This window comes from Affinundibacterium danionis, assembly GCF_042432465.1.
In the GTDB taxonomy this organism is placed as follows: Bacteria; Pseudomonadota; Gammaproteobacteria; order Burkholderiales; family Burkholderiaceae_D; genus Undibacterium; species Undibacterium danionis.
Map to the genome: position 1 here is coordinate 1 of NZ_JBHLXJ010000031.1, position 18,902 is coordinate 18,902.

Below are 18,902 nucleotides of genomic sequence, written 5' to 3' on the forward strand. Positions count from 1 at the left end.
CAAGAAGGCGAAACTATCTACGCTGAATACGACAACGCCGCCGAAAAGCTTCTAATGGCTATCGGCGGCGCGTCTCTAATTGTGGTTGCGGGGGCAGGATTTGAACCTACGACCTTCGGGTTATGAGTCAACTCCGACGCCCTTCAACGAAACAAAAAATCCAATATAATCAAGCACTTCCACATCTTGAAGTGCACCATTATACCGTTATAGCGCGACTTAGCGCAACTTAGCAAATTGAGCACAAAGAATTTTCACGCACCAAGTCACTTTAGGTCGCTGCCAATGATGTGCAATGAATTGACGATCATTAGCGGTTGAGACTACTTGATTCTTCAGAAGTCCCTCAAAACAAGCAAAGCCCAGGAACGCTAGGACCGAAGCGCCAATATAACTAGGCTCGCCTCACTGGCGGAAAGCGCCTACTGACCCACAAGGTACTTAGCGTGATAGTCAAAACGAAACCCAGCACGAACCAAGAGAAAGGCAGCACGCCATAAGCCAACGGCTTGGCGACACCCAAAAAAGTTCCGTATAACAGACTTCCGATCGAGATGCCAAACATCAGGTTACGACGTGCCGTTGATGCTGTTTGTATCGTCTTTTTGATCGAATATGAACTCGCTCCCCACAGCAGAATCAAACTGACTTTGGTCCACAACTTGGGATTATTCAAGTATTCGGCGAGGCTACTCAAGTAGATGCCAACGCCGATCAGAATTGCGCCCGAGATCCAAAGATGGGTCTCACCCCAATTAAAAACATGGCGCCAAAGCGGATGTTTGCTTTCCTCACTGCGCATGATGCGGGCAAAATGAAACACCGCCATCATCGATGCCACGGTGGCCATGATGTGATAGAAGGCAGCCAATGCAAGAATGAATTTTGCAGTCATAATCACCCCATTAATACCCAATGATTATCGAGAGCCATCGGCTTTGGCCAAGCGAGAAAAGCTGGTTTGGCATTTATATGCCAACGCACCAAGCCAGCAGCGGTGGCAACTACAATCCCGCCACCTGGTTTCGGCCCCGGCCAATCGGCCAACGCATAGGCCTCATCCATTTCAACAATAGGCAACAACTTGTCTGGCTCACCAGGATGCCACAGTTTGGTCACGCCAGCCTTATTGCTGGATAACGCAAAACCACCATTCCAAGCAGCGGCGATATCGCCCGCATAGCCATGCCCATCATTGTCATGAGTCGGTGTACGTAGCGTATCTCCGTCAAACACCGCCAAGATAGGCGCAACAGCTCTACGGGTTGACTGTTCATGTTCTGCTTGCATGGCAATACCGAGCCAGACCTTATCGCTATTAGGCAACCGATTCCATGCCATATGACGCATGCTGAGACGTGGGTCGTCCAATGTCCAGCGCCCAGTCTGATGTCCAGTGCGACCATCCAAACGGATCAATGAAGAGTCCATGCGATGCAGATCGTATTTTTTGTCTTCCAGAGTCCGTCGTACACCGCCGTTTGCCACCACAAGATTACCGGTCTGGTCGATTAGCGCTTGGTGTGGCTCAATACCACCACTCGCCCATTCATCAAGTTTCTTGAGGCTGCGAAAATCTCGCACGCCGATACGACCCTGATCATCCTTATAATTAATTTCGGTGGTGTAGAGCAGTTCCTTGCCGACAACAATATGACCACTCAGTCGCACAGTTTGAGACTCTTCGGTTACGTCAACTTGTTGCAAAATTTTGCCACGCCCATCGCAGCGCAGGAGCCAAGTACCAGGACGTACTCCATTAACTAATAGGCCACCACCAACTTCTGGCACCAAGCCATGAGGACGAGTCGGCAAGGCGAGTTCGTAGCGGATAGTCAGGGTTTTGCGTTCCCAATTCGCCTCTAGCACGCCGGCATAATGGGTATCGCCTAGCTTGGGTCCGCGCCAAGATGCGCCAATGAGTGTCGTTTGCTGAGCATCGCCCAACGTTTCCACTGACATTGGAGCTAGCGCTGACGCCAAGGCAGTCTGTGGCAGAGCGCCGACGGTGGCGAGTGAAAGAAGGAAGTGGCGACGGTTTAAGCTGGTTTTCATGATTAAGATTGGTTGGTTATGCGAGAATTGATTGCATGCAAATGATAATCATTCTCAATTAAACCAACCATGATCTTTATCAAGAGTTTCTAGAGGTCCCGATCAGAATTTCAAAGTTCCGCTGATATAGACCGAGCGTCCAACTCCCGGCACCGAGGTTCCATGAGGAACGCCCATTCCCATGGTCGCCCCCTGCCCTAAGTAAGCGCCACCTAAGGGTAATGAGTAAAAGCGGTTGGTCAAATTCTCTATGCCAAAATCCACTCGACCTCGTTGAAACTCATAGCTACTGCGTAAATTCGCTAAAGCATAACCGGCGGTATTCAGTTCGCGACGTATTGATGAAGTGTGAGATTTCGCATCAACTACTTGCCACTCTAAGATGTTGGTCCAATTGTCGATCTTTTGCTGCAAGCTCAACTTGGCATTCAATGGCATGGTGTTATAGAGACCAGAATGTGTCTGTGTATTTTCACCTCGCACATAACTGACAACGCCTTTTGCCTGAATTTTGCCGAAGGAAGTAAATTGACCTAGCGCTTTTTCCAATGATAAATCGATGCCAAATAATATCGCCTGTTGATTACTTAAACTCAGGTTAACGAAACCATCTTTACGAGAGGCACAAACTTTACCAATAGAAGCGCAAGCAACGGCGTCAATATAATCTTGGACGCGCGTATAAAATGGCGACAACTTTACTTCGACACCGCTTTCTATAAAGTTTTGCCATTGTATAGTTGCGCTCACCGTTTGAGCGATCTCGGGCTTTAACTGTAAATTACCGACATAACCATTACCATCGCCGAACCAGTTATTCATGTTCATTACCATAGTATTGTTATTGGCCCACGTATATCGCTCATACAAATTGGGCGAACGCGTTTTATAAGCATAGCCACCGTCAACACTAAAGTTACTATCGGGCGTGTAGCGAAATACCGCAGTCAAATCAAGATTACTATCATTCCGCTGGCGATCACTGCGATTGAATATGCCAGGAATAGATGTTGCAGCGTTTGGATCACCGTATGCCATGTCGTTATAACCGACAACCTTACCACTGTTCATTTTGACTTGTTCACCACGAACACCAAATTGGCTAAACCAAATTGGACTCCATTGCGCTTCCCATTCGGCAAACAAAGCATAGCGATGACGCTCACCATCTTTAATATTGGTAAAGGTATTGGTTGCCATCATCATGCCTGTGCCCGACGCATTCCACCAATCATTCAAACGATAGCGCTGTAGTTCAGAGCCAAAAATCAATTTATCACGCTCAGTCACTACCCAATCTACTTTAAGGATGGCACCAGTGTTATGTCCCTCTGTTTCCATCGGCATACCAGGCGCATTACCGTACCAGAATTGTTTATCACTCGAAAAGTTCATTCTGTGTTGTGTGTGCTCATGATAAATTCTCGCATCAACATTTCCCAACTAAGTTCCTGACGATAATGAAGATTGATTTGCTGGCTGCGATTACGTGTCATATCCATGCGTTGATTAGGAAATCCTTGCAGTGGAATATCTTGCAATCCCAACTTCAATTCGAGCAACTGATCGGAGTCCCGCATAGCAAAGCCTAAAGCATGATTCTCACTTTGATAGGCGGAAGAGCCGACTTCGCGCCCAGAAGTTAAGCTTCCTAAAGCTGATAATCCATTCAATTTAAAGTCCTTTGCGGCCAGATAATTATCGGCCTTGGCAAACGCACCTGAATAGCTCAAACTGAAACTGGGTGTCGCGTAAGTCGCGTTTAAATTAGCGCCACGAGCTCGACTATTACTGCGGAAAAATACACTAGACTGTCCCTTTAAAATACTCTCTTGATCAGCACCCGCAAATACTGGCGCAGGGGCATTCACTTTGATGGTGCCGCCTATGCTATCCCCAGCGCTGCTGACCGGTGCGATACCACTAAGCACTTGTATGCTTCCCACATTGCTGGGATCAATATAGGACAACGGCGGATTCATATGATTGGCGCAGCCCGAAATTAAATTCATCCCATCAAGCTGAATACGCAAACGATCATCTGCTAAACCGTGCAACGCTGGCAAACTCGAAAGGCCACCTGCTTTATAAAGGCTCATACCTGGAATGTCTTGCAATAAGGATGCAGTGTCACTAATGGAACTCACGGCGCCCGCCTTACTTTCGCCATCTACATTCGGTGCCGCGATTTTTTGACCTCGAATAATGATTGGGTCTTTTTTCGTTTGACTAGGTAATTCTTGTGCGCCAGCAAATTGCGCAGAAATAGTCGCGATGATGGCCGCAGCCATTAATTTTTTTTGATAAAACGTATTCATAATTAACTCTCTATGAGATTAAGAGATTAAAAAACTAAGAGATTAAGAGATAGCTCTTTGTGAACCCTGGTAGAAATGACAAAAAGCAGAGCGTCATTAACCGGCCAGAAGCCTGAGCACTAGCAAATAAGAAGTGATATCGATGAAGCACAAATCGAATGAATCGCTATCGTCAATTAGCCGATCAAATTCATCGAAAACGATGGTGGGCCGCGTGCATAAAACGCGGACGTGATGTATGAATAAAAATCATGCCCAGATATCTTTGGCAGCAGATAGACATACAAATGCGAGGTACGAAAAACTATGCCTTGGTAAGTGAGCAATAAGATGCCAGAAGGCAGACATAAGGTGCAATCAAGCAAATGAGTTGGCAAAGCGCTGCCACTAGAAGCGCCATCGCCACCATCCCCCCTCCAACTATCCCCACCAACATCTTGCGCAATAAACTTATAGCCAGAGCTAGTACAAACCAGATTGAGGGCTTTGGGATTGAGAACAGGCGATACGAGCGCGACACCCAAGATCAATCCGTACAGCAGTATTAATAGCTGTGCTAAACGTGAAAAAACGGAGCGTCGTTGTGAGAATGCTTGCATCGAGAACTGCGAACTCTAAAGTAATTGTGCCGGCCGATCTGCGGCCTCAACTATCAAAAACGACCATCAAACATGGCCATCAGATATAAGTCTCATTGTACGACTAGCGTTTACACATCAACATGACAAATATCATGAACTGTGTACTTGAGGAGGCATCAAGCGTACTCAAAATTCGTCGAGATACGTCAAGTGATTATTAGATGATGCGGGCATTTACCTGACTTATTTGACTTAACTCAACGAAGCCAAATTGAGAATTCACCGCGATTGACATCGCCAGCAAGAGAGATGGATCTCATCAAGCTTATCCTACCAATTTACGTTTCATCATATTCATTAAAGTAAATCGGCATCGTGGTTTGCACTTACTTTGTCTTTACGTTTTAAAACCGTTCGCCACTAGCTAATACAACCCACCATTCCAGTCGATATCCATCTGTCACATCAGATACCAATTTCAGTTCGAAAATATGTCATGGCTAAAGGCTGGAATAAGGAAAATTGAGGCACTGCACATACGACACTCTGCCAAAGTATTGCTATTTTTACGAGAAAAGCGAGTAAGAAAAAAATTTGAATGTACGGGTATTTTAAGCACCTATTTCGCTATCAATTTATGCGACAATTTACGCCACAATCAAAGCGAAAATCAAACATGGACTATTTTCAATGGAGTGATGAACTCAGCGTCAATAATGAGCTGATTGATCATGACCACCAAACCTTGATCGACATGGTCAATGAATTACATATGGCAGTTGAGGTAGGCCAAGGCTACTTGATCTTATCTGACATTTTAAAGAAGCTTGCTATTTATACCCAAGAGCACTTCCAACGCGAAGAAGCTCTGATGGCGTCGATTGATTATGCCGATTATGCTGCGCATCAGACACAGCATAAAAAGCTGCTAGAACGAGTCACCGATTTACAACGTGAATTAAATCGGGATCGCGCCCAGATAGCACTCGAAACGGCTGAACTATTGCGTTTCTGGCTGACATCACACATTTTGTTAAGCGATAAAAAATTGGCAGATAAAGTGCGTGCCAGTGAAGTCAATTCTTACACCTAAACTAGCCGTGAAATTCATGCGCCTAGACACCAGCAACAAAAGAAAATTACCACTACACTCGCTGCCTATAGCACACTCAGTTTGACAACAGCGATGCGCGTATTGCAGCATGAGCGCTTGACACTGAGCTCGTATTTTTCATCATTGTTACAGTACGAACAGATACCCAAAATATTGGGAAATGTGGTTGGTTTGAATAAGAGTGCTGACCGTTGAATACGGTCTTACTAGCGATCGAGAAGCGCACCAACACCGATAGTGATTGAATAATCATCGATCATCAATCACTAACAAAAGTGAGCAAGGTAACTTAACTAGTCACCCAACGTCGCGCCATACCTGATGAAGTCCAAAGACGATTGTGTTGATCCACCGTCAGCGCATCCACCCCCACCTTATGTTGAAGTCGGGTGCGACTCGCTTCGGCGCCAGCCACCATCAAGGTGGCACCAAGACCATTAATCAACGCTAGCTCTTCGCTAATCAATGTCACACCATGCAAACCTTGGGTAGGGTAGCCGGTTTTGGGATCCAGTATATGGTGGTAGCGCTTACCTTCGTGCATGATAAAACGTTCGTAGTCACCGGACGATGCCACAAAACCTTTATTTAAGGCGACCACACCGAGCAGCTGATCTGGTTGACGTGGATCGCGCAGGCCGATACGCCAATCGCGACCATTCAGTTGACCGTTCACCAGCACGTCGCCGCCACCATTAATCATCGCATTCTTAATACCATGCGCTAGAAGCTGATGCATACCAGCCTGCATAATCGGTAATTTAGCAATCCCACCCAAATCAAGCCTCATACCACGTTGACTAAGATAAGCGGTACTACGACGGGCATTGAGAATGAGGCCGTGAGTATTCACCAAGGGTAATTGCGCAGCAATTTGTTGTGCGCTTGGGATTGAGGGAGAGGATGCATCAAAACGCCAATCACGTAACGCACCGATGGTAACGTCAAAAGCACCATGACTCGCTTTCGTGGCACGCTGCGCCATTTCAAGCACTTTAAAGAGTTCCACTGGAACTGCTACCGGCTGTATGCCTGCGGCCAAGTTAATTGCGTTCAGTGCACTCTCGCTGCGATAGCGACTCATCATATCGGTGAGTCGCGTCATCTCAGCAAAGGCGGCACTGGCAGCGATCTGCAAGAGCTTTGTATCGCCCCCTTGCAAGGTCAGATCTAGGCGTGTACCCATCAAAATCTGAGAAGCTTGATGGATGTCCGATTTAGCGTGCACGGGTGCAATCAACAAACCACAAGCGAACAATGGAAGACTCAACACCAAACGGCGGCGGTCTAGCATTACTGATTTGGCAGGGAGTGTAGTCATGGTTTGATGCATTTCTCACAGAGAGCGTAAATTTCACACGATACGGTTTATTAAACCTCACGCTGTTTTGGAGCGAACTCCAACCAACATCAACGTGATTGAGCAACCATAAAGTCAACCGTTGCTTTCACTTCCTCATCGCTCAAATTTGGCGCTCCGCCACGTGCTGGCATCTGCCCTTTAGTACCATTAAATCCTTCTAACGCATGCTTGTACAAAACGTCCATGCCTTGCGCGATACGTGGCGACCAATCTGCTTTATCACCCGGCTTAGGTGCACCCGCCACATTGGCTGCATGGCACATGGAACAAGTTTTTCCATAAATCGTTTTACCGATTACATTTTCCGCAGCGGCAGGTGCGGCTGGCGCAACGGGGGCAGCCACAGTGGCAACCGCACTTGCAGACGTTGCAGATGCGTCCGCCTCTTTTTTCTCCGCCTCTTTTTTGTTACAGGCACCAAGTAATGTCACACTTGCGAGCGTCAATACAGATAGTAATAGCGTCGATGATTTCATTTTTTTCCCTTAGATTTAAAGACAGGTATGGCGCTGATTATATTCAAGAAGCCACGCCTAAAAGTCGCCTTATCAATCGAGACTTGAGATAAAACAAACTAATATCACAAACACTCAAACTACTTTTTTTTCTTGAGCAGCGTCAATTCTTTTTTCCAAAAAAGCTTGCACCATGGAAACCGTTACTTATTTTATTCACCACGGCTTGCTAATAAGGATTACATCATGAGTCAAGACAAAACCAAAGAAGGCGAAGTACCTGCTTCAGGACGTCGCAGATTTCTCAACACTGCTGCCATTGCTGGTTTAGGCACCCTAGTTGCCTGCAACGAAAAACCTGGAACGGCTGGCACAACAGGCTCTGCCTCCTCCTCTGCAGCGAGCAACCATGCCAGCGGCGGTAGCAATGCAACACATTTAAAACCAGGTGAACTCGACGCTTATTACGGCCTGTGGAGTGGTGGACATACGGGCGACATGCGCGTCTTAGGAATACCGTCTGGTCGCGAAATTCATCGCATCCCTTGCTTCGTACCCGATGCATTGGTTGGCTGGGGTGTTACCAACGAATCCAAAAAAGTCATGGGCACCAAAGCGGATGGCAGCCTGAAGTACACGGTCGCGGATACACATCATACTCATGCTTCCTATAAAGATGGTAATTACGACGGTCGTTACGCTTGGATTAATGACAAAATCAACAGTCGTATTGCACGTATTCGTCTTGATTATTTTGTCTGCGACAAGATCACGCAGCTACCGAATGTACAGGGTTTCCACGGCATTTTCCCAGACAAACGCGATCCTGTAGATGAAAAAATCAATTACACAACGCGCGTCTTCTGCGGCGGTGAATTTGCCACGCCGCTGCCCAATGCCGGTAGTGCTGACAGCACTAAATATCGCTCTATGTTTAGCTGCGTCGATGCAGAAACAATGGAAGTTCGTTGGCAAGTGCTGATCGATGGCAACTGCGATTTAGTCGCGACTTCGTATGATGGTAAATTAGCCGCAACCAATCAATACAACACCGAAATGGGCGCACATTATGAAGACATGATGTCAGCCGAACGTGATGCCTGTTTGTTCTACAATGTGGCACGTATTGAAGCCGCGGTCAAAGCAGGAAAATTCAAAACCATAGGCGACTCCAAAGTCCCAGTGGTGGACGGAACGCACGAAGCTAACAAAGATCCCAAAACTGCACTCACTGCGTATGTGTCGGTACCGAAAAATCCGCATGGCGTGAACGCTAGTCCAGATGGCAAATATTTCATTTGCGCTGGCAAACTCTCACCAACGGGCACCGTCATCGATCTCTCCAAAGTCTTGGATTGGTTTGACGGCAAATTAGAAAAATTAGATAGCGCCATCGTCGCTGAAGTCGAACTTGGTTTAGGACCTTTGCACACAGCTTTTGACGGCCGCGGCAATGCGTTCACCACCTTGTTCTTAGACAGCCAGGTCGTGAAGTGGAATGTCGAAGCTGCGATTAAATTCCATGCTGGCGACAAGACCGCAAAATATGTGGTGGATCGCCTTGATGTCCAATATCAACCAGGTCACTTGAACGCATCCCACTCCGAAACCAAAGCAGCTGATGGCAAATACTTGGCAGTAGGTTGTAAGTTCTCTAAAGACCGCTTCTTGCCAGTCGGCCCTTTACATCCAGAAAATGAACAGTTGATCGATATCTCTGGCGAAAAAATGGTCTTGATGGCAGATCATCCTGTACGCGGCGAGCCACACGATTTCATTATCTTTAAACGCGATCTGGTACGTCCAAAGCAAGTCTATGATTTGAACGACTTCCCACTCGCAACTAAAGATCCGAAAGAATCGGGTGTGGTGCGTAACGGCAAAAAAGTGACCGTCAGAATGACCTCACAGGCGCCCGCATTTAGCTTGCGTGAATTCACCGTCAAAAAAGGTGATGAAGTCACTTTGATTTTGACCAATCTAGACAAGATCGAAGATTTAACACATGGCTTTGCGATCCCCAATCACAACGTCAATTTCATTGTCAACCCACAAGAAACTGCCTCTGTCACCTTCATTGCTGGAAATCCCGGCGTGTACTGGTGTTATTGCACTCATTTCTGCCACGCCTTGCATTTGGAAATGCGCACTCGCATGATCGTGGAAGCCTAACCCGGTAGTTGTAGCTCCGGTGACGCCTGGAATGGTTCTGGGCGTCACCACACAAGCCAGGTATTGAAAAATACCTAGCCCAAGTAGGAATTAAAAATGTCTTTAATGCGTAAAAACTTGGCGACCAGTGTAGCTACCTACCTGGTCGCATTTTTTCTGATACTGTTAAGTTGCATCGTCAGCACCGCCTATGCGCGCACTAGCGCGTATGAAGCTGCGCTACCAGCAGAACTTAAAACCGCCAAAAATATGTGTGCATTGGTCGCATGCACTGAAGTCTTCCCTGGTGCGAAAAGCTTTTCGGATCGTATCGGAAATCCACCTTACGTCGAAGTCTATGGCGAACCCATGGCAGGCAAGAAGAATTTGCTCGGCTATATCATGCTCTCTACTGATATTACCGACACTCCCGCCTATTCTGGCAAACCCGTCGTGACATTGATGGGCATGGATCTCAAAGGACGTTTCGTTGGAGTCAAAGTGCTGAAACATTCTGAACCCATACTTTTATTGGGCATCCCTGAGTCCGCCCTGCTCAACTTCAACAAGCAGTATCTAGGCAAATCGGTCACCGACAAAATTGAAGTGGGTCAATCCCGTCCGGACGAGGGTGTATTGGGCGTAGACGCAATCTCTGGCGCAACCGTCACCGTCATCGTGCAAAACCAAGTCATGATGACCTCTGGCATGGCAATCGCCAGACAGACAGGAATCGTCGCACCAACGGTGCGCGAACCAGCCAAATATGTAGTGCATGGCCGACATCTGACATGGGCTGATTTAGTCAAGCAAGGCAGCGTACAACGCCTGCTAGTTAAACCAGAACAAGTAGGTTTAGAAAAAAATGCGGTGCCTTTTATCGAACTTTGGTTTGGTGATCTCAATCATCCCGATGTCGGCATTAGCCTACTTGGTGAAAACAGTTTTAATAACTTGCGTTCGCAGTTAAAACCCAATGAACACGCGCTCTTTATTATTCGCACTGACGGCATAGAGTCCTTTAAAGGTTCGGGATTTGTGCGTGGTGGTATGTATGACAGGATACAAGTGAAGCAAGGTGCTGATTCCTACACTTTCCGCGATCTCGACTATCTCAACCTGTATGGCATCGCCGCTGAGGGCGCACCAAGCTACAATGAATCTGCGATATTTATTATTCGCTCGCAGGCATTTTCTAGTGCCTATCCATGGAAACTATCTTTCCTTGGCAATCGTGTTGACCGCGCCACAGGGACACGCAGTTTTACCAGTTTCGATGCGAAATACTGGTTAGCTGACGAACTCTTGCAGGGCGGCAGACCTATCGTCGAAGAAGCCGCTGCGCCTTATGTGCGCATCTGGAAATCACGCGCGATTGAAATCGGTTTGTTTTGCCTTTTATTGATCGTCGTCACCGTTGCTTATGCCTATCGCGAAAAATTAACCCGTAAGTCAAGTCACAAAAATAAATGGCCGGTGAATATCTTTAAATACAGTGCATGGTCAATGAGCATTATTTTTGTGGGATTTGGTGCGATGGCTCAACCGTCCATCACACAAGTGCTGACTTGGTTTCACTCACTGTTATTTCAATGGACATGGTCATTGTTTTTAACGGACCCCTTCATTTTTGTATTTTGGATTTTCATCATCATCACGGTATTTTTATTCGGACGCGGCTTGTTCTGCGGTTGGATGTGTCCGTTTGGTTCCATGTCAGAAGCAATCTACAAAATCGGTGAAAAAATTGGCCTAAAACGCTTCCAAAGCCATCTACCCCACGCCGTACATGACAAACTAAAGTGGCTCAAATATGGAATCTTTTTTGGGTTGTTAACGGTCTCCATGTTCTCCATGGGTTTAGCGGAAAAATTAGCCGAGATTGAGCCGTTCAAAACCACTTTCTTAGTCGGCATAACGCACCGTGCCTGGCCTTATGGCTTATTTGTCGCACTCATACTTGGCATCTCTTTATTTATCGAACGGCCTTATTGCAAGTATATTTGCCCCTTAGGCGCTGCTTTAGCGATGCCTAGCACTTTCCGTTGGTTCGGTTTAAAACGAAAACAAGACTGTAATAGTTGCAAAGCCTGCGCCGTTGGTTGTGGTTCATTGGCGATTGATAAGGCGGGTCGGATTGATCATCGCGAATGTCTGCATTGCCTCGATTGTATGGTGCTGTACACCGACGTCAAAGCCTGTCCTCCTTTGTCTAAAGAACGTAAGCGTCGTGAACGTGAGGGGCTCGATATCAAAGGCATCGGCAAAGATGGCTATTTCATTCCTATTTATCCGATACCGACAACGCCGGCATCCGAAGCGATCAAGGCTGGCCTTGATCCACGCATGCCTAGCGATCCAGTGCGACCTGAATATAAAACTGGCGCCACAGGACTGCGCTGGATTATCTTAGAAATTATTGATCACTTATGGCCGTGGACAAGCAAAGCTTGGTCGTCCCAGCGCGTTTTACAAATTTCAGGCGCTGCGCTGGCGATTGCCGCTAGCGTAGCGTGGATCTTAACGGCGATTGGTCAACTCTCATCGGCAGCTATTATCGCGTGGTGGTTTGCGTGGAGCGTGTACGAAGTATGGATACGCTTGTCAGGCAAACGCTACGTCAAAGACGGTCCATGGTGGCGTGATCATTATCGCTATGCCAGCGTGATGGATATGATCAGTTATGTTAGTTTCAAAAACTTACTCATCGGTGCTGCCTTATTTTTGTCACTCAAAACTCTGGGTTGGTTAATCGTATGAGGATGACTGCAAAAGGATTTTTACTCTCAAGCATGATGGCGATGGCTAGCTTGTGCGAAGCGGCGACCATCGTGGTTAAGCCAGGAGATTCGCTACAAAACGCCATCGCGAAAGCACAAGCTGGTGATACGGTAGAAATCCTGCGTGGCAGGTATCAAGGTAATTTAATTATCAACAAAAAATTGATCTTAAAAGGCATTAATCGCCCGACCATCAGTGGTGGCAATCAAGGTGACACCATACGTATCAACGCGCCCGATGTGGTCATCGACGGCCTCATCGTACGCGAGTCTGGAGATAACTTAAAAGACCAAAACGCTGGCATTTATATTTACCCAGGTTCGCATCGTGCCGTCGTTAAAAACTGCGATCTCTCTTATAACCTATTTGGTCTTTGGATAGAGAAATCCAACGATGTGTTGATAGAGAACAACTTGATCACGGGCAAGCGCGAATACAATTCATCGCAACGTGGTAACGGCGTACAACTGTACAACACCAATGGAGCGCGCATTATCGGCAATAACATTAGTTTTGTGCGCGATGCGCTGTATGTCGATGTCTCACATCATGCTATTTTTACCGGCAATAAATTGCATCACAGTCGTTACGGTAGTCACTATATGAATTCTTATTACAACTTATGGGAAGACAACGATAGTTACTTCAATCGTGGCGGTCTAGCGTTAATGGAGGTACGTGATCAAGTCGTGCGCAATAACCGCACTTGGGGTAATTCTGATCACGGCATCATGCTGCGCACTATGCAAGATTCGCTAGTGGAAAACAATGTCATCGCGGGGAATAGTCGTGGCTTGTTTATTTATGATGTGGAATACGTCAGCATCAAAAATAACTTGGTCACCGACAATCGAGTTGGGGTACATCTGTCAGCCGGCTCCACCCGTAACCAAGTCGAAGGCAATGACTTCATTGGCAATCGTGAGCAAGTTCGATACGTCGGTGCTAAAGATGAAAAATGGGGCGTCGAGAGCGGTAATTATTGGAGCAATTATTTAGGTTGGGATAGAAATGCCGATGGTATCGGTGATATCGCTTACGAAGCAAACGACATGGTAGACCGCTTAAGCTGGCGCTACCCAAGTACCCAACTTCTACTGGCTAGTCCAGCGGTGCAAGCACTGCGTCTAGTATCACAACAATTTCCTGTATTACGTGTACCGAGCGTGGTCGATCCCAAGCCGCGTATGCAACCAAGCAATAAGCAATGGAGACAATGGCATGGCAAACACTACCCCGGCCAATAATCACTCGAACGCCAAAATCGGCGCTATCGAAGTGCGTGGTATCCGTAAACATTATGGTGCCTTACATGCCGTTGACGGTGTTGATTTGTCCGTGCATCACGGTGAGATTTTTGGCCTAATCGGTCACAATGGTGCAGGTAAAAGCACGCTATTTAAAATGATGCTGGGGCTAACTGAGCCGAGTGCGGGTGAAATCTTAATTAATGGCACGGCAGTGACAGGACGTGACTTCCGTCAAACTCGACGCCAGCTTGGTTATCTCCCCGAAAACGTCGTGCTATACGACAATCTCAGTGGCATCGAAACCTTAAAATTTTTTGCCAAACTAAAAGGTGCGCCGATAGAACAATGCGAGCCAACCTTGGAGCGGGTCGGATTAGCGCATGCACACAAGCGCCCAGTGCGCGAATATTCCAAAGGAATGCGACAACGTTTGGGATTTGCCCAAGCTTTACTCGGCACACCACGTGTCCTGTTTCTCGATGAACCGACTAATGGACTTGATCCCCAAGCGATACGCGACTTCTATGCAAGCTTGCATGAGCTACGTGATGCGGGTGTGACCATCATCATTACGTCCCACATCCTAGCAGAGCTACAAGAACGGGTTGATCGTCTCGCCATCATGGCCGCTGGCAAGATACAGGCTTTAGGCAGTGTCGCGCAATTACGTGAGCAGATGCATATGCCGCTTGTTGTGAGCTTACGATTAGCACCTCAAGATATTCTGCTAGCTCAAGATGCGCTATCTGATTTGCTCAATGTGACCCATACAGTTAGCGAGCACGGCTTAACCATCAGTTGCCCACGTAGCTGCAAGATGGAGGTGCTGGCAGCTGTCAGCGCACTAGGCAGTAAATTAATTGACTTGAGCCTACAAGAAGCGTCGCTGGAAGATGTATTTTTCGGCTTTTCAAATTAAACCAGAATTAAGAGTCGCTTATGGAATTGAGCCAAATATTAACGCTAGCCACAAAAGAATTTCGAGATCGCATCCGCAATCGTTGGGTATTGGCGGTCGCCTTGGTGTTTACCGTATTTTCCCTGGTCATTACTTATCTCGGTGGTGCACAGCAAGGTCAGATTGGTCTTAAATCGATAGAGCTGACCATCACAAGTTTAGTCAGCCTAGTGATTTATCTAATTCCTCTGATCGCGCTGCTACTCGGCTTTGATGCGATTGTCGGTGAACGTGAACGCGGCTCGCTTGATTTATTATTGTCTTTCCCCATCACGCGCATGGAGCTGTTACTCGGCAAATATCTAGGTCTAGCCGCGGCATTAACCCTATCCACCGTTGCTGGTTTTTCTTTAGTCGCGCTACTTCTTTACCAGCAATTTAATTGGGCTGGGCTGTTTCATTATCTCGGCTTTATTATCAGCTCCGTGCTACTCGGTTTGGCCTTCTTAAGCCTCGCTGTCTTCATGTCCGTTATCGCGCGCGAACGCACCCGCGCCTCGGGATTGGCCATCGCACTCTGGTTTTTCTTTGTACTGGTATTTGATCTTTTATTGCTCGGCGCTTTGGTCGGTACCGGTGGTAGCTATGGCGGCGACATATTCGCCTATTTACTATTACTGAATCCAACCGATGTTTTCCGCATTCTCAATGTTTTTTCTATGGACGATGTACGTACGCTTTACGGACTGTCGAGCATCGTTCCGCCTGCCCTTGCCAAACCTTGGCTCATGGGTTCTGTTATGTTCGCTTGGATATTTGTGCCGCTCGCTCTGGCACGCTGGAGATTTAGCTCATGATCATCAATCGTCGACAATTTATTTTCAACACACTTATTACCGCCATTGCTGGCAGTACCTTGATCGGTTGCAGTCAATCAACGACTGGCAAAGCTATCACTGCGGTAGAAATTGATCCCCATACCACCTGCGATCTCGACGGCATGTTATTGGCCGACTATCCTGGCCCTAAGGCGCAAATTTTTTATCAGGGCAAGGACACGCCCACATTTTTTTGCGACACGGTCGAAATGTTTCACACCCTACTATCACCCGAACAAGTCAAAGTCGTTAGCGCCGCGTTTGTGCAAGACATGGGCAAGGCTGATTGGGATCAACCGCACGGCAATTGGATACTCGCCAAAGATGGCTACTACGTGTTAGGAAGCAAAAGACATGGCTCTATGGGACCTACTATTGCGAGCTTCGCGCAAGAAGCTGAAGCGCAAAAATTTGCTGGGCAATGGGGCGGAAAACTCTTGCGATATGCTGAGATTAAAGCTGATATGGTGGATTTAAGTGGCGGTGCCTTACACGACACACGGATGTAATTGATGTTATTGCGCACGCCATCAATTAAACAGATCGTTCTAGCGACCGGCATCTTACTCGCTCCGTTTATTTTGAACAAAATCGTCTTCGCCCCAACGCCCGCAATCGACGATCAAGCCATGCCGAGCGGCGACATCTGCATCGTTGCGCCCGTCACGCCATTTGATCCACAATGGGGGATTAATTTACTTGCACCACGTAAAATCCCCAACAATGCGCGCTGCCCTGTGTGCGGCATGTACCCAGCGCGTACCAGCACGTGGGCCGCACAAGTCATTTTTAAGAATGGCGATACGCACTTCTTTGATTCGCCGTTAACTTTATTCATCTACCTACTAGACCCTGCGAAATACAGCCGTGGGCGCGGTGCCAGTGAGATCGCTATCAGTTACGTCACAGATACGACTCAAGGCCAATGGATTAAAACCAGCGAGGCTTTTTTTGTGAGCGAATCTGATGCGATGGGCCCGATGCGCGCGGGTAATTTACCTGCATTTGCACGTCAAAAAGACGCACAGCGCTTTACCGAAAAACACGGTGGAACCGTATTAAACGCAAATCAAATCCAGCCACAGTCACTCCAAAACCTACATCGCTCACGCCAGCATTTGCATCTAACAAATATCAATGCAGAGACGACTTAACGAACTCAAGCAAACCACATTCATACGTCAATCCTAACTCATCTACATAATACAGCGCTACCCAAATGCAACAAAGGCCAGCGCCGCTACGCTCTAAAACCATAAAGTCTTTAAGCTCGACCAAAATGGAGAATACAACATCAGCGAACAGCAGCAGTTTATGCACGCTCCTATACGCCGACTTGCTAGTCGACGTCGAACCAAATACTTAGCACAATAAATATCAAAAATGTGTTTCGTGTAGATTTGTCTGTTGGTGAAAAATGATCTTCTCAGAAGTACGATATAACTACTCCTCTAAGAGCGTAATGCATTGTCTGATTGAAGCTCATGTACTTTTACCATGGCTGAGAGCTGTGCTTTTAGAGTGTCGCAGGCTAAATCAAATGTCGGGTGGAAATTAAGAGCATCAACTGCTTCGAACTGTTGCTTGAGCTGAAGGTATCGTTCGTCAAGCTGCAGGAACACCGCTGCTGCATGTTTGATCATGAATTCACGCGCTAGCATTAGTGCATCCGGTTCTCGTTCGGCGATCAGGGCAAAATCGAAGATATCACGTCCTGTGATGCGATCACCTCGGTGCCACATTTTTTTCGCGATGATTTCCACCGACGTTTCCACTCGTACTTGATGCCCAAGTATTGTCTCAACTTCGAATCCTGGTTTGGTCAAATTTGGTGCTGCCACGAAATCAATTTCACCTTCTGAAAGGTATAACTTAACGTAGCCAGCTGCTTCCACGTAATCTGTTGTGATCGACTCGGCGACGTCACTCAGCCTAGGTGTAACGAACCCAAGTGACTGCGGATCTGGCACGAAGATATCGATATCCTTACTGAATCGATGCCCATAGCGCAGCATAAGAACGGTGCCGCCGCCGAAAGTCCAAAACGGATCATTACGACCATGCTTAGCAATCTCGTCGATAACGACTAATGCGTTGGAGAACAGCGTCTCCCAAGTTCGCGGAATTCCCTCCGCTCCAATCATCACCAGACCTTTCTGCATACTTTCCATTGGTTCGCCCACAGACTAAGGTGTTTCATGATTTTTTTCGCGGGCACATCCGGTGTAGCCGACTCAGCGACAGCCTTCACCACAACCTGCAACGGCGTTTCATCAAGCAACGCCATCAGATGGGGCTGAAATTGTACTGGCACAATGCCGGAGCGTAGCATAGTCGACAGCATGTCCGGCGTAATCACGTCCCGATAGCTTGTACTAATACTACGAGCAGCTACCGTCAGCGCGCTCTTCAAACCAGACGGCTTCACAGTCTCCATGTCGAGGCCCAAAATGTCCATTACTGCCTTTAATTTCGTGTAGCCGAGGTCTGCCAAGGTACCATTTTCCAGTTGGTTAATCGTGACCCGTGACAAACCTGCAAACTTGGCCAACTGTTCTTGAGCCAAACCTGCTTGAATGCGTTTGTTATGAATTTCTCCGCCGATTTGAGCTAAGTTCACAGCCACCACCATTTTTGTTAAGTATATTTAACATTATAGTGCCTAATAGGATCATTTCAACTACTTCTTGCCCTGATGATAGAAACATTCGCAACGCAAAACTCGGTGCAGAGTATTAGCAACTCCGCAATCGTAGGTGCTGGAACAAGCCGAGCGCTCGCATTTTTTTGTTAGTGATTTATGCAATACATTGCTCAAAAAAACTCATAGGAACAAGGTATAGGTATCGGTTTATATCAACTGCAGCAAATAAGCCGAGAGACGTAAAAAAAGGCCGACGTCGTTTACGTAGGCCTTTGATTTTACTTATGAATTCTGGTTGCGGGGGCACGCACCCTTAATAAGAGACATACACTCCGCCTCTGGGGATAAATCCCGCCACATAAGCCTCACAGTAGGCCACACCTGAATATTCAAATGTAGCGATCTATTGCAAGG

The 18,902-nt window shown here is 47.1% G+C and carries 17 protein-coding genes; 8 read left to right on the top strand and 9 right to left on the bottom strand.

Annotation, left to right across the window (positions count from 1 at the left end; all coding sequences use genetic code 11):
- Positions 1 to 394: 394 nt before the first annotated feature.
- The 5 genes from ACFFJH_RS18185 to ACFFJH_RS18205 form a co-directional block, all read right to left on the bottom strand.
- The gene (locus ACFFJH_RS18185; protein WP_390214395.1) at positions 395 to 895 is read right to left on the bottom strand and encodes a hypothetical protein; all 501 of its coding nucleotides are present in this window, start codon (positions 893 to 895) and stop codon (positions 395 to 397) included.
- Between the two features lie 2 nt (positions 896 to 897).
- On the bottom strand, positions 898 to 2,055 hold the full coding sequence (locus tag ACFFJH_RS18190; protein ID WP_390214396.1) for a DUF1513 domain-containing protein: 1,158 nt from the start codon (positions 2,053 to 2,055) through the stop codon (positions 898 to 900).
- Between the two features lie 102 nt (positions 2,056 to 2,157).
- Positions 2,158 to 3,450 (bottom strand): TonB-dependent receptor domain-containing protein, encoded by a 1,293-nt coding sequence (locus ACFFJH_RS18195; RefSeq protein WP_390214398.1) that lies wholly within the window; start codon positions 3,448 to 3,450, stop codon positions 2,158 to 2,160.
- Complete coding sequence (locus ACFFJH_RS18200) at positions 3,447 to 4,373, bottom strand: TonB-dependent receptor plug domain-containing protein (protein ID WP_390214400.1); 927 nt, start codon at positions 4,371 to 4,373, stop codon at positions 3,447 to 3,449. Before ACFFJH_RS18200 ends, ACFFJH_RS18195 begins: the two co-directional genes overlap by 4 nt.
- A gap of 176 nt (positions 4,374 to 4,549) precedes the next feature.
- A complete protein-coding gene (locus ACFFJH_RS18205) occupies positions 4,550 to 4,972 on the bottom strand; it encodes a hypothetical protein (RefSeq protein ID WP_390214402.1) in 423 nt (140 codons plus the stop codon).
- A 658-nt stretch (positions 4,973 to 5,630) separates the two neighbouring features.
- Here ACFFJH_RS18205 and ACFFJH_RS18210 point away from each other — a divergent pair.
- A complete protein-coding gene (locus ACFFJH_RS18210; RefSeq protein WP_390214404.1) occupies positions 5,631 to 6,047 on the top strand; it encodes a bacteriohemerythrin in 417 nt (138 codons plus the stop codon).
- Positions 6,048 to 6,357: 310 nt separating this feature from the next.
- Here the strand turns inward: ACFFJH_RS18210 and ACFFJH_RS18215 are convergent, their stop codons facing one another.
- Positions 6,358 to 7,389 (bottom strand): FAD:protein FMN transferase, encoded by a 1,032-nt coding sequence (locus ACFFJH_RS18215; protein ID WP_390214406.1) that lies wholly within the window; start codon positions 7,387 to 7,389, stop codon positions 6,358 to 6,360.
- 89 nt (positions 7,390 to 7,478) lie between these two features.
- Positions 7,479 to 7,907, bottom strand: coding sequence for a c-type cytochrome (locus ACFFJH_RS18220; protein ID WP_390214408.1), 429 nt, complete (start codon positions 7,905 to 7,907; stop codon positions 7,479 to 7,481).
- A 225-nt stretch (positions 7,908 to 8,132) separates the two neighbouring features.
- Here ACFFJH_RS18220 and nosZ point away from each other — a divergent pair, with 225 nt between their 5' ends.
- The 7 genes from nosZ (at position 8,133) to ACFFJH_RS18255 (ending at position 16,998) form a co-directional block, all read left to right on the top strand.
- Complete coding sequence (gene nosZ, locus ACFFJH_RS18225; RefSeq protein ID WP_390214409.1) at positions 8,133 to 10,058, top strand: TAT-dependent nitrous-oxide reductase; 1,926 nt, start codon at positions 8,133 to 8,135, stop codon at positions 10,056 to 10,058.
- A 96-nt stretch (positions 10,059 to 10,154) separates the two neighbouring features.
- Entirely contained in the window at positions 10,155 to 12,797 is a 2,643-nt protein-coding gene (locus tag ACFFJH_RS18230; RefSeq protein WP_390214410.1) for a 4Fe-4S binding protein, read from the top strand.
- Positions 12,794 to 14,065, top strand: a complete 1,272-nt coding sequence (locus tag ACFFJH_RS18235; RefSeq protein ID WP_390214411.1) for a nitrous oxide reductase family maturation protein NosD — start codon at positions 12,794 to 12,796, stop codon at positions 14,063 to 14,065. Before ACFFJH_RS18230 ends, ACFFJH_RS18235 begins: the two co-directional genes overlap by 4 nt.
- Complete coding sequence (locus ACFFJH_RS18240; RefSeq protein ID WP_390214413.1) at positions 14,040 to 14,987, top strand: ABC transporter ATP-binding protein; 948 nt, start codon at positions 14,040 to 14,042, stop codon at positions 14,985 to 14,987. Before ACFFJH_RS18235 ends, ACFFJH_RS18240 begins: the two co-directional genes overlap by 26 nt.
- Before the next feature lie 20 nt (positions 14,988 to 15,007).
- Positions 15,008 to 15,823 (top strand): ABC transporter permease, encoded by an 816-nt coding sequence (locus tag ACFFJH_RS18245; protein WP_390214415.1) that lies wholly within the window; start codon positions 15,008 to 15,010, stop codon positions 15,821 to 15,823.
- Positions 15,820 to 16,353 carry a nitrous oxide reductase accessory protein NosL gene (locus ACFFJH_RS18250; protein WP_390214417.1) on the top strand — a complete coding sequence of 178 codons (534 nt, stop codon included), beginning with the start codon at positions 15,820 to 15,822 and terminating at the stop codon, positions 16,351 to 16,353. The genes ACFFJH_RS18245 and ACFFJH_RS18250 overlap by 4 nt, the downstream gene beginning before the upstream one ends.
- Positions 16,354 to 16,356: 3 nt before the next feature.
- Positions 16,357 to 16,998 (top strand): nitrous oxide reductase accessory protein NosL, encoded by a 642-nt coding sequence (locus ACFFJH_RS18255; RefSeq protein ID WP_390214423.1) that lies wholly within the window; start codon positions 16,357 to 16,359, stop codon positions 16,996 to 16,998.
- A gap of 297 nt (positions 16,999 to 17,295) precedes the next feature.
- On the opposite strand, the gene ACFFJH_RS18260 is transcribed toward ACFFJH_RS18255, so the two are convergent.
- Complete coding sequence (locus ACFFJH_RS18260; RefSeq protein ID WP_390214419.1) at positions 17,296 to 18,015, bottom strand: nucleotidyl transferase AbiEii/AbiGii toxin family protein; 720 nt, start codon at positions 18,013 to 18,015, stop codon at positions 17,296 to 17,298.
- Positions 17,988 to 18,464 (bottom strand): helix-turn-helix domain-containing protein, encoded by a 477-nt coding sequence (locus ACFFJH_RS18265; RefSeq protein ID WP_390214421.1) that lies wholly within the window; start codon positions 18,462 to 18,464, stop codon positions 17,988 to 17,990. The genes ACFFJH_RS18260 and ACFFJH_RS18265 overlap by 28 nt, the downstream gene beginning before the upstream one ends.
- Between the last annotated feature and the right edge of the window lie 438 nt (positions 18,465 to 18,902).

Excerpts from the sequence above, each read along its gene's own strand:
- ACFFJH_RS18185 (WP_390214395.1), bottom strand. The coding sequence starts at position 895 with ATGACTGCAAAATTCATTCTTGCATTGGCTGCCTTCTATCACATCATG.
- ACFFJH_RS18190 (WP_390214396.1), bottom strand. The coding sequence starts at position 2,055 with ATGAAAACCAGCTTAAACCGTCGCCACTTCCTTCTTTCACTCGCCACC.
- ACFFJH_RS18195 (WP_390214398.1), bottom strand. The coding sequence starts at position 3,450 with ATGAACTTTTCGAGTGATAAACAATTCTGGTACGGTAATGCGCCTGGT.
- ACFFJH_RS18200 (WP_390214400.1), bottom strand. The coding sequence starts at position 4,373 with ATGAATACGTTTTATCAAAAAAAATTAATGGCTGCGGCCATCATCGCG.
- ACFFJH_RS18205 (WP_390214402.1), bottom strand. The coding sequence starts at position 4,972 with ATGCAAGCATTCTCACAACGACGCTCCGTTTTTTCACGTTTAGCACAG.
- ACFFJH_RS18210 (WP_390214404.1), top strand. The coding sequence starts at position 5,631 with ATGGACTATTTTCAATGGAGTGATGAACTCAGCGTCAATAATGAGCTG.
- ACFFJH_RS18215 (WP_390214406.1), bottom strand. The coding sequence starts at position 7,389 with ATGACTACACTCCCTGCCAAATCAGTAATGCTAGACCGCCGCCGTTTG.
- ACFFJH_RS18220 (WP_390214408.1), bottom strand. The coding sequence starts at position 7,907 with ATGAAATCATCGACGCTATTACTATCTGTATTGACGCTCGCAAGTGTG.
- nosZ (WP_390214409.1), top strand. The coding sequence starts at position 8,133 with ATGAGTCAAGACAAAACCAAAGAAGGCGAAGTACCTGCTTCAGGACGT.
- ACFFJH_RS18230 (WP_390214410.1), top strand. The coding sequence starts at position 10,155 with ATGTCTTTAATGCGTAAAAACTTGGCGACCAGTGTAGCTACCTACCTG.
- ACFFJH_RS18235 (WP_390214411.1), top strand. The coding sequence starts at position 12,794 with ATGAGGATGACTGCAAAAGGATTTTTACTCTCAAGCATGATGGCGATG.
- ACFFJH_RS18240 (WP_390214413.1), top strand. The coding sequence starts at position 14,040 with ATGGCAAACACTACCCCGGCCAATAATCACTCGAACGCCAAAATCGGC.
- ACFFJH_RS18245 (WP_390214415.1), top strand. The coding sequence starts at position 15,008 with ATGGAATTGAGCCAAATATTAACGCTAGCCACAAAAGAATTTCGAGAT.
- ACFFJH_RS18250 (WP_390214417.1), top strand. The coding sequence starts at position 15,820 with ATGATCATCAATCGTCGACAATTTATTTTCAACACACTTATTACCGCC.
- ACFFJH_RS18255 (WP_390214423.1), top strand. The coding sequence starts at position 16,357 with ATGTTATTGCGCACGCCATCAATTAAACAGATCGTTCTAGCGACCGGC.
- ACFFJH_RS18260 (WP_390214419.1), bottom strand. The coding sequence starts at position 18,015 with ATGGAAAGTATGCAGAAAGGTCTGGTGATGATTGGAGCGGAGGGAATT.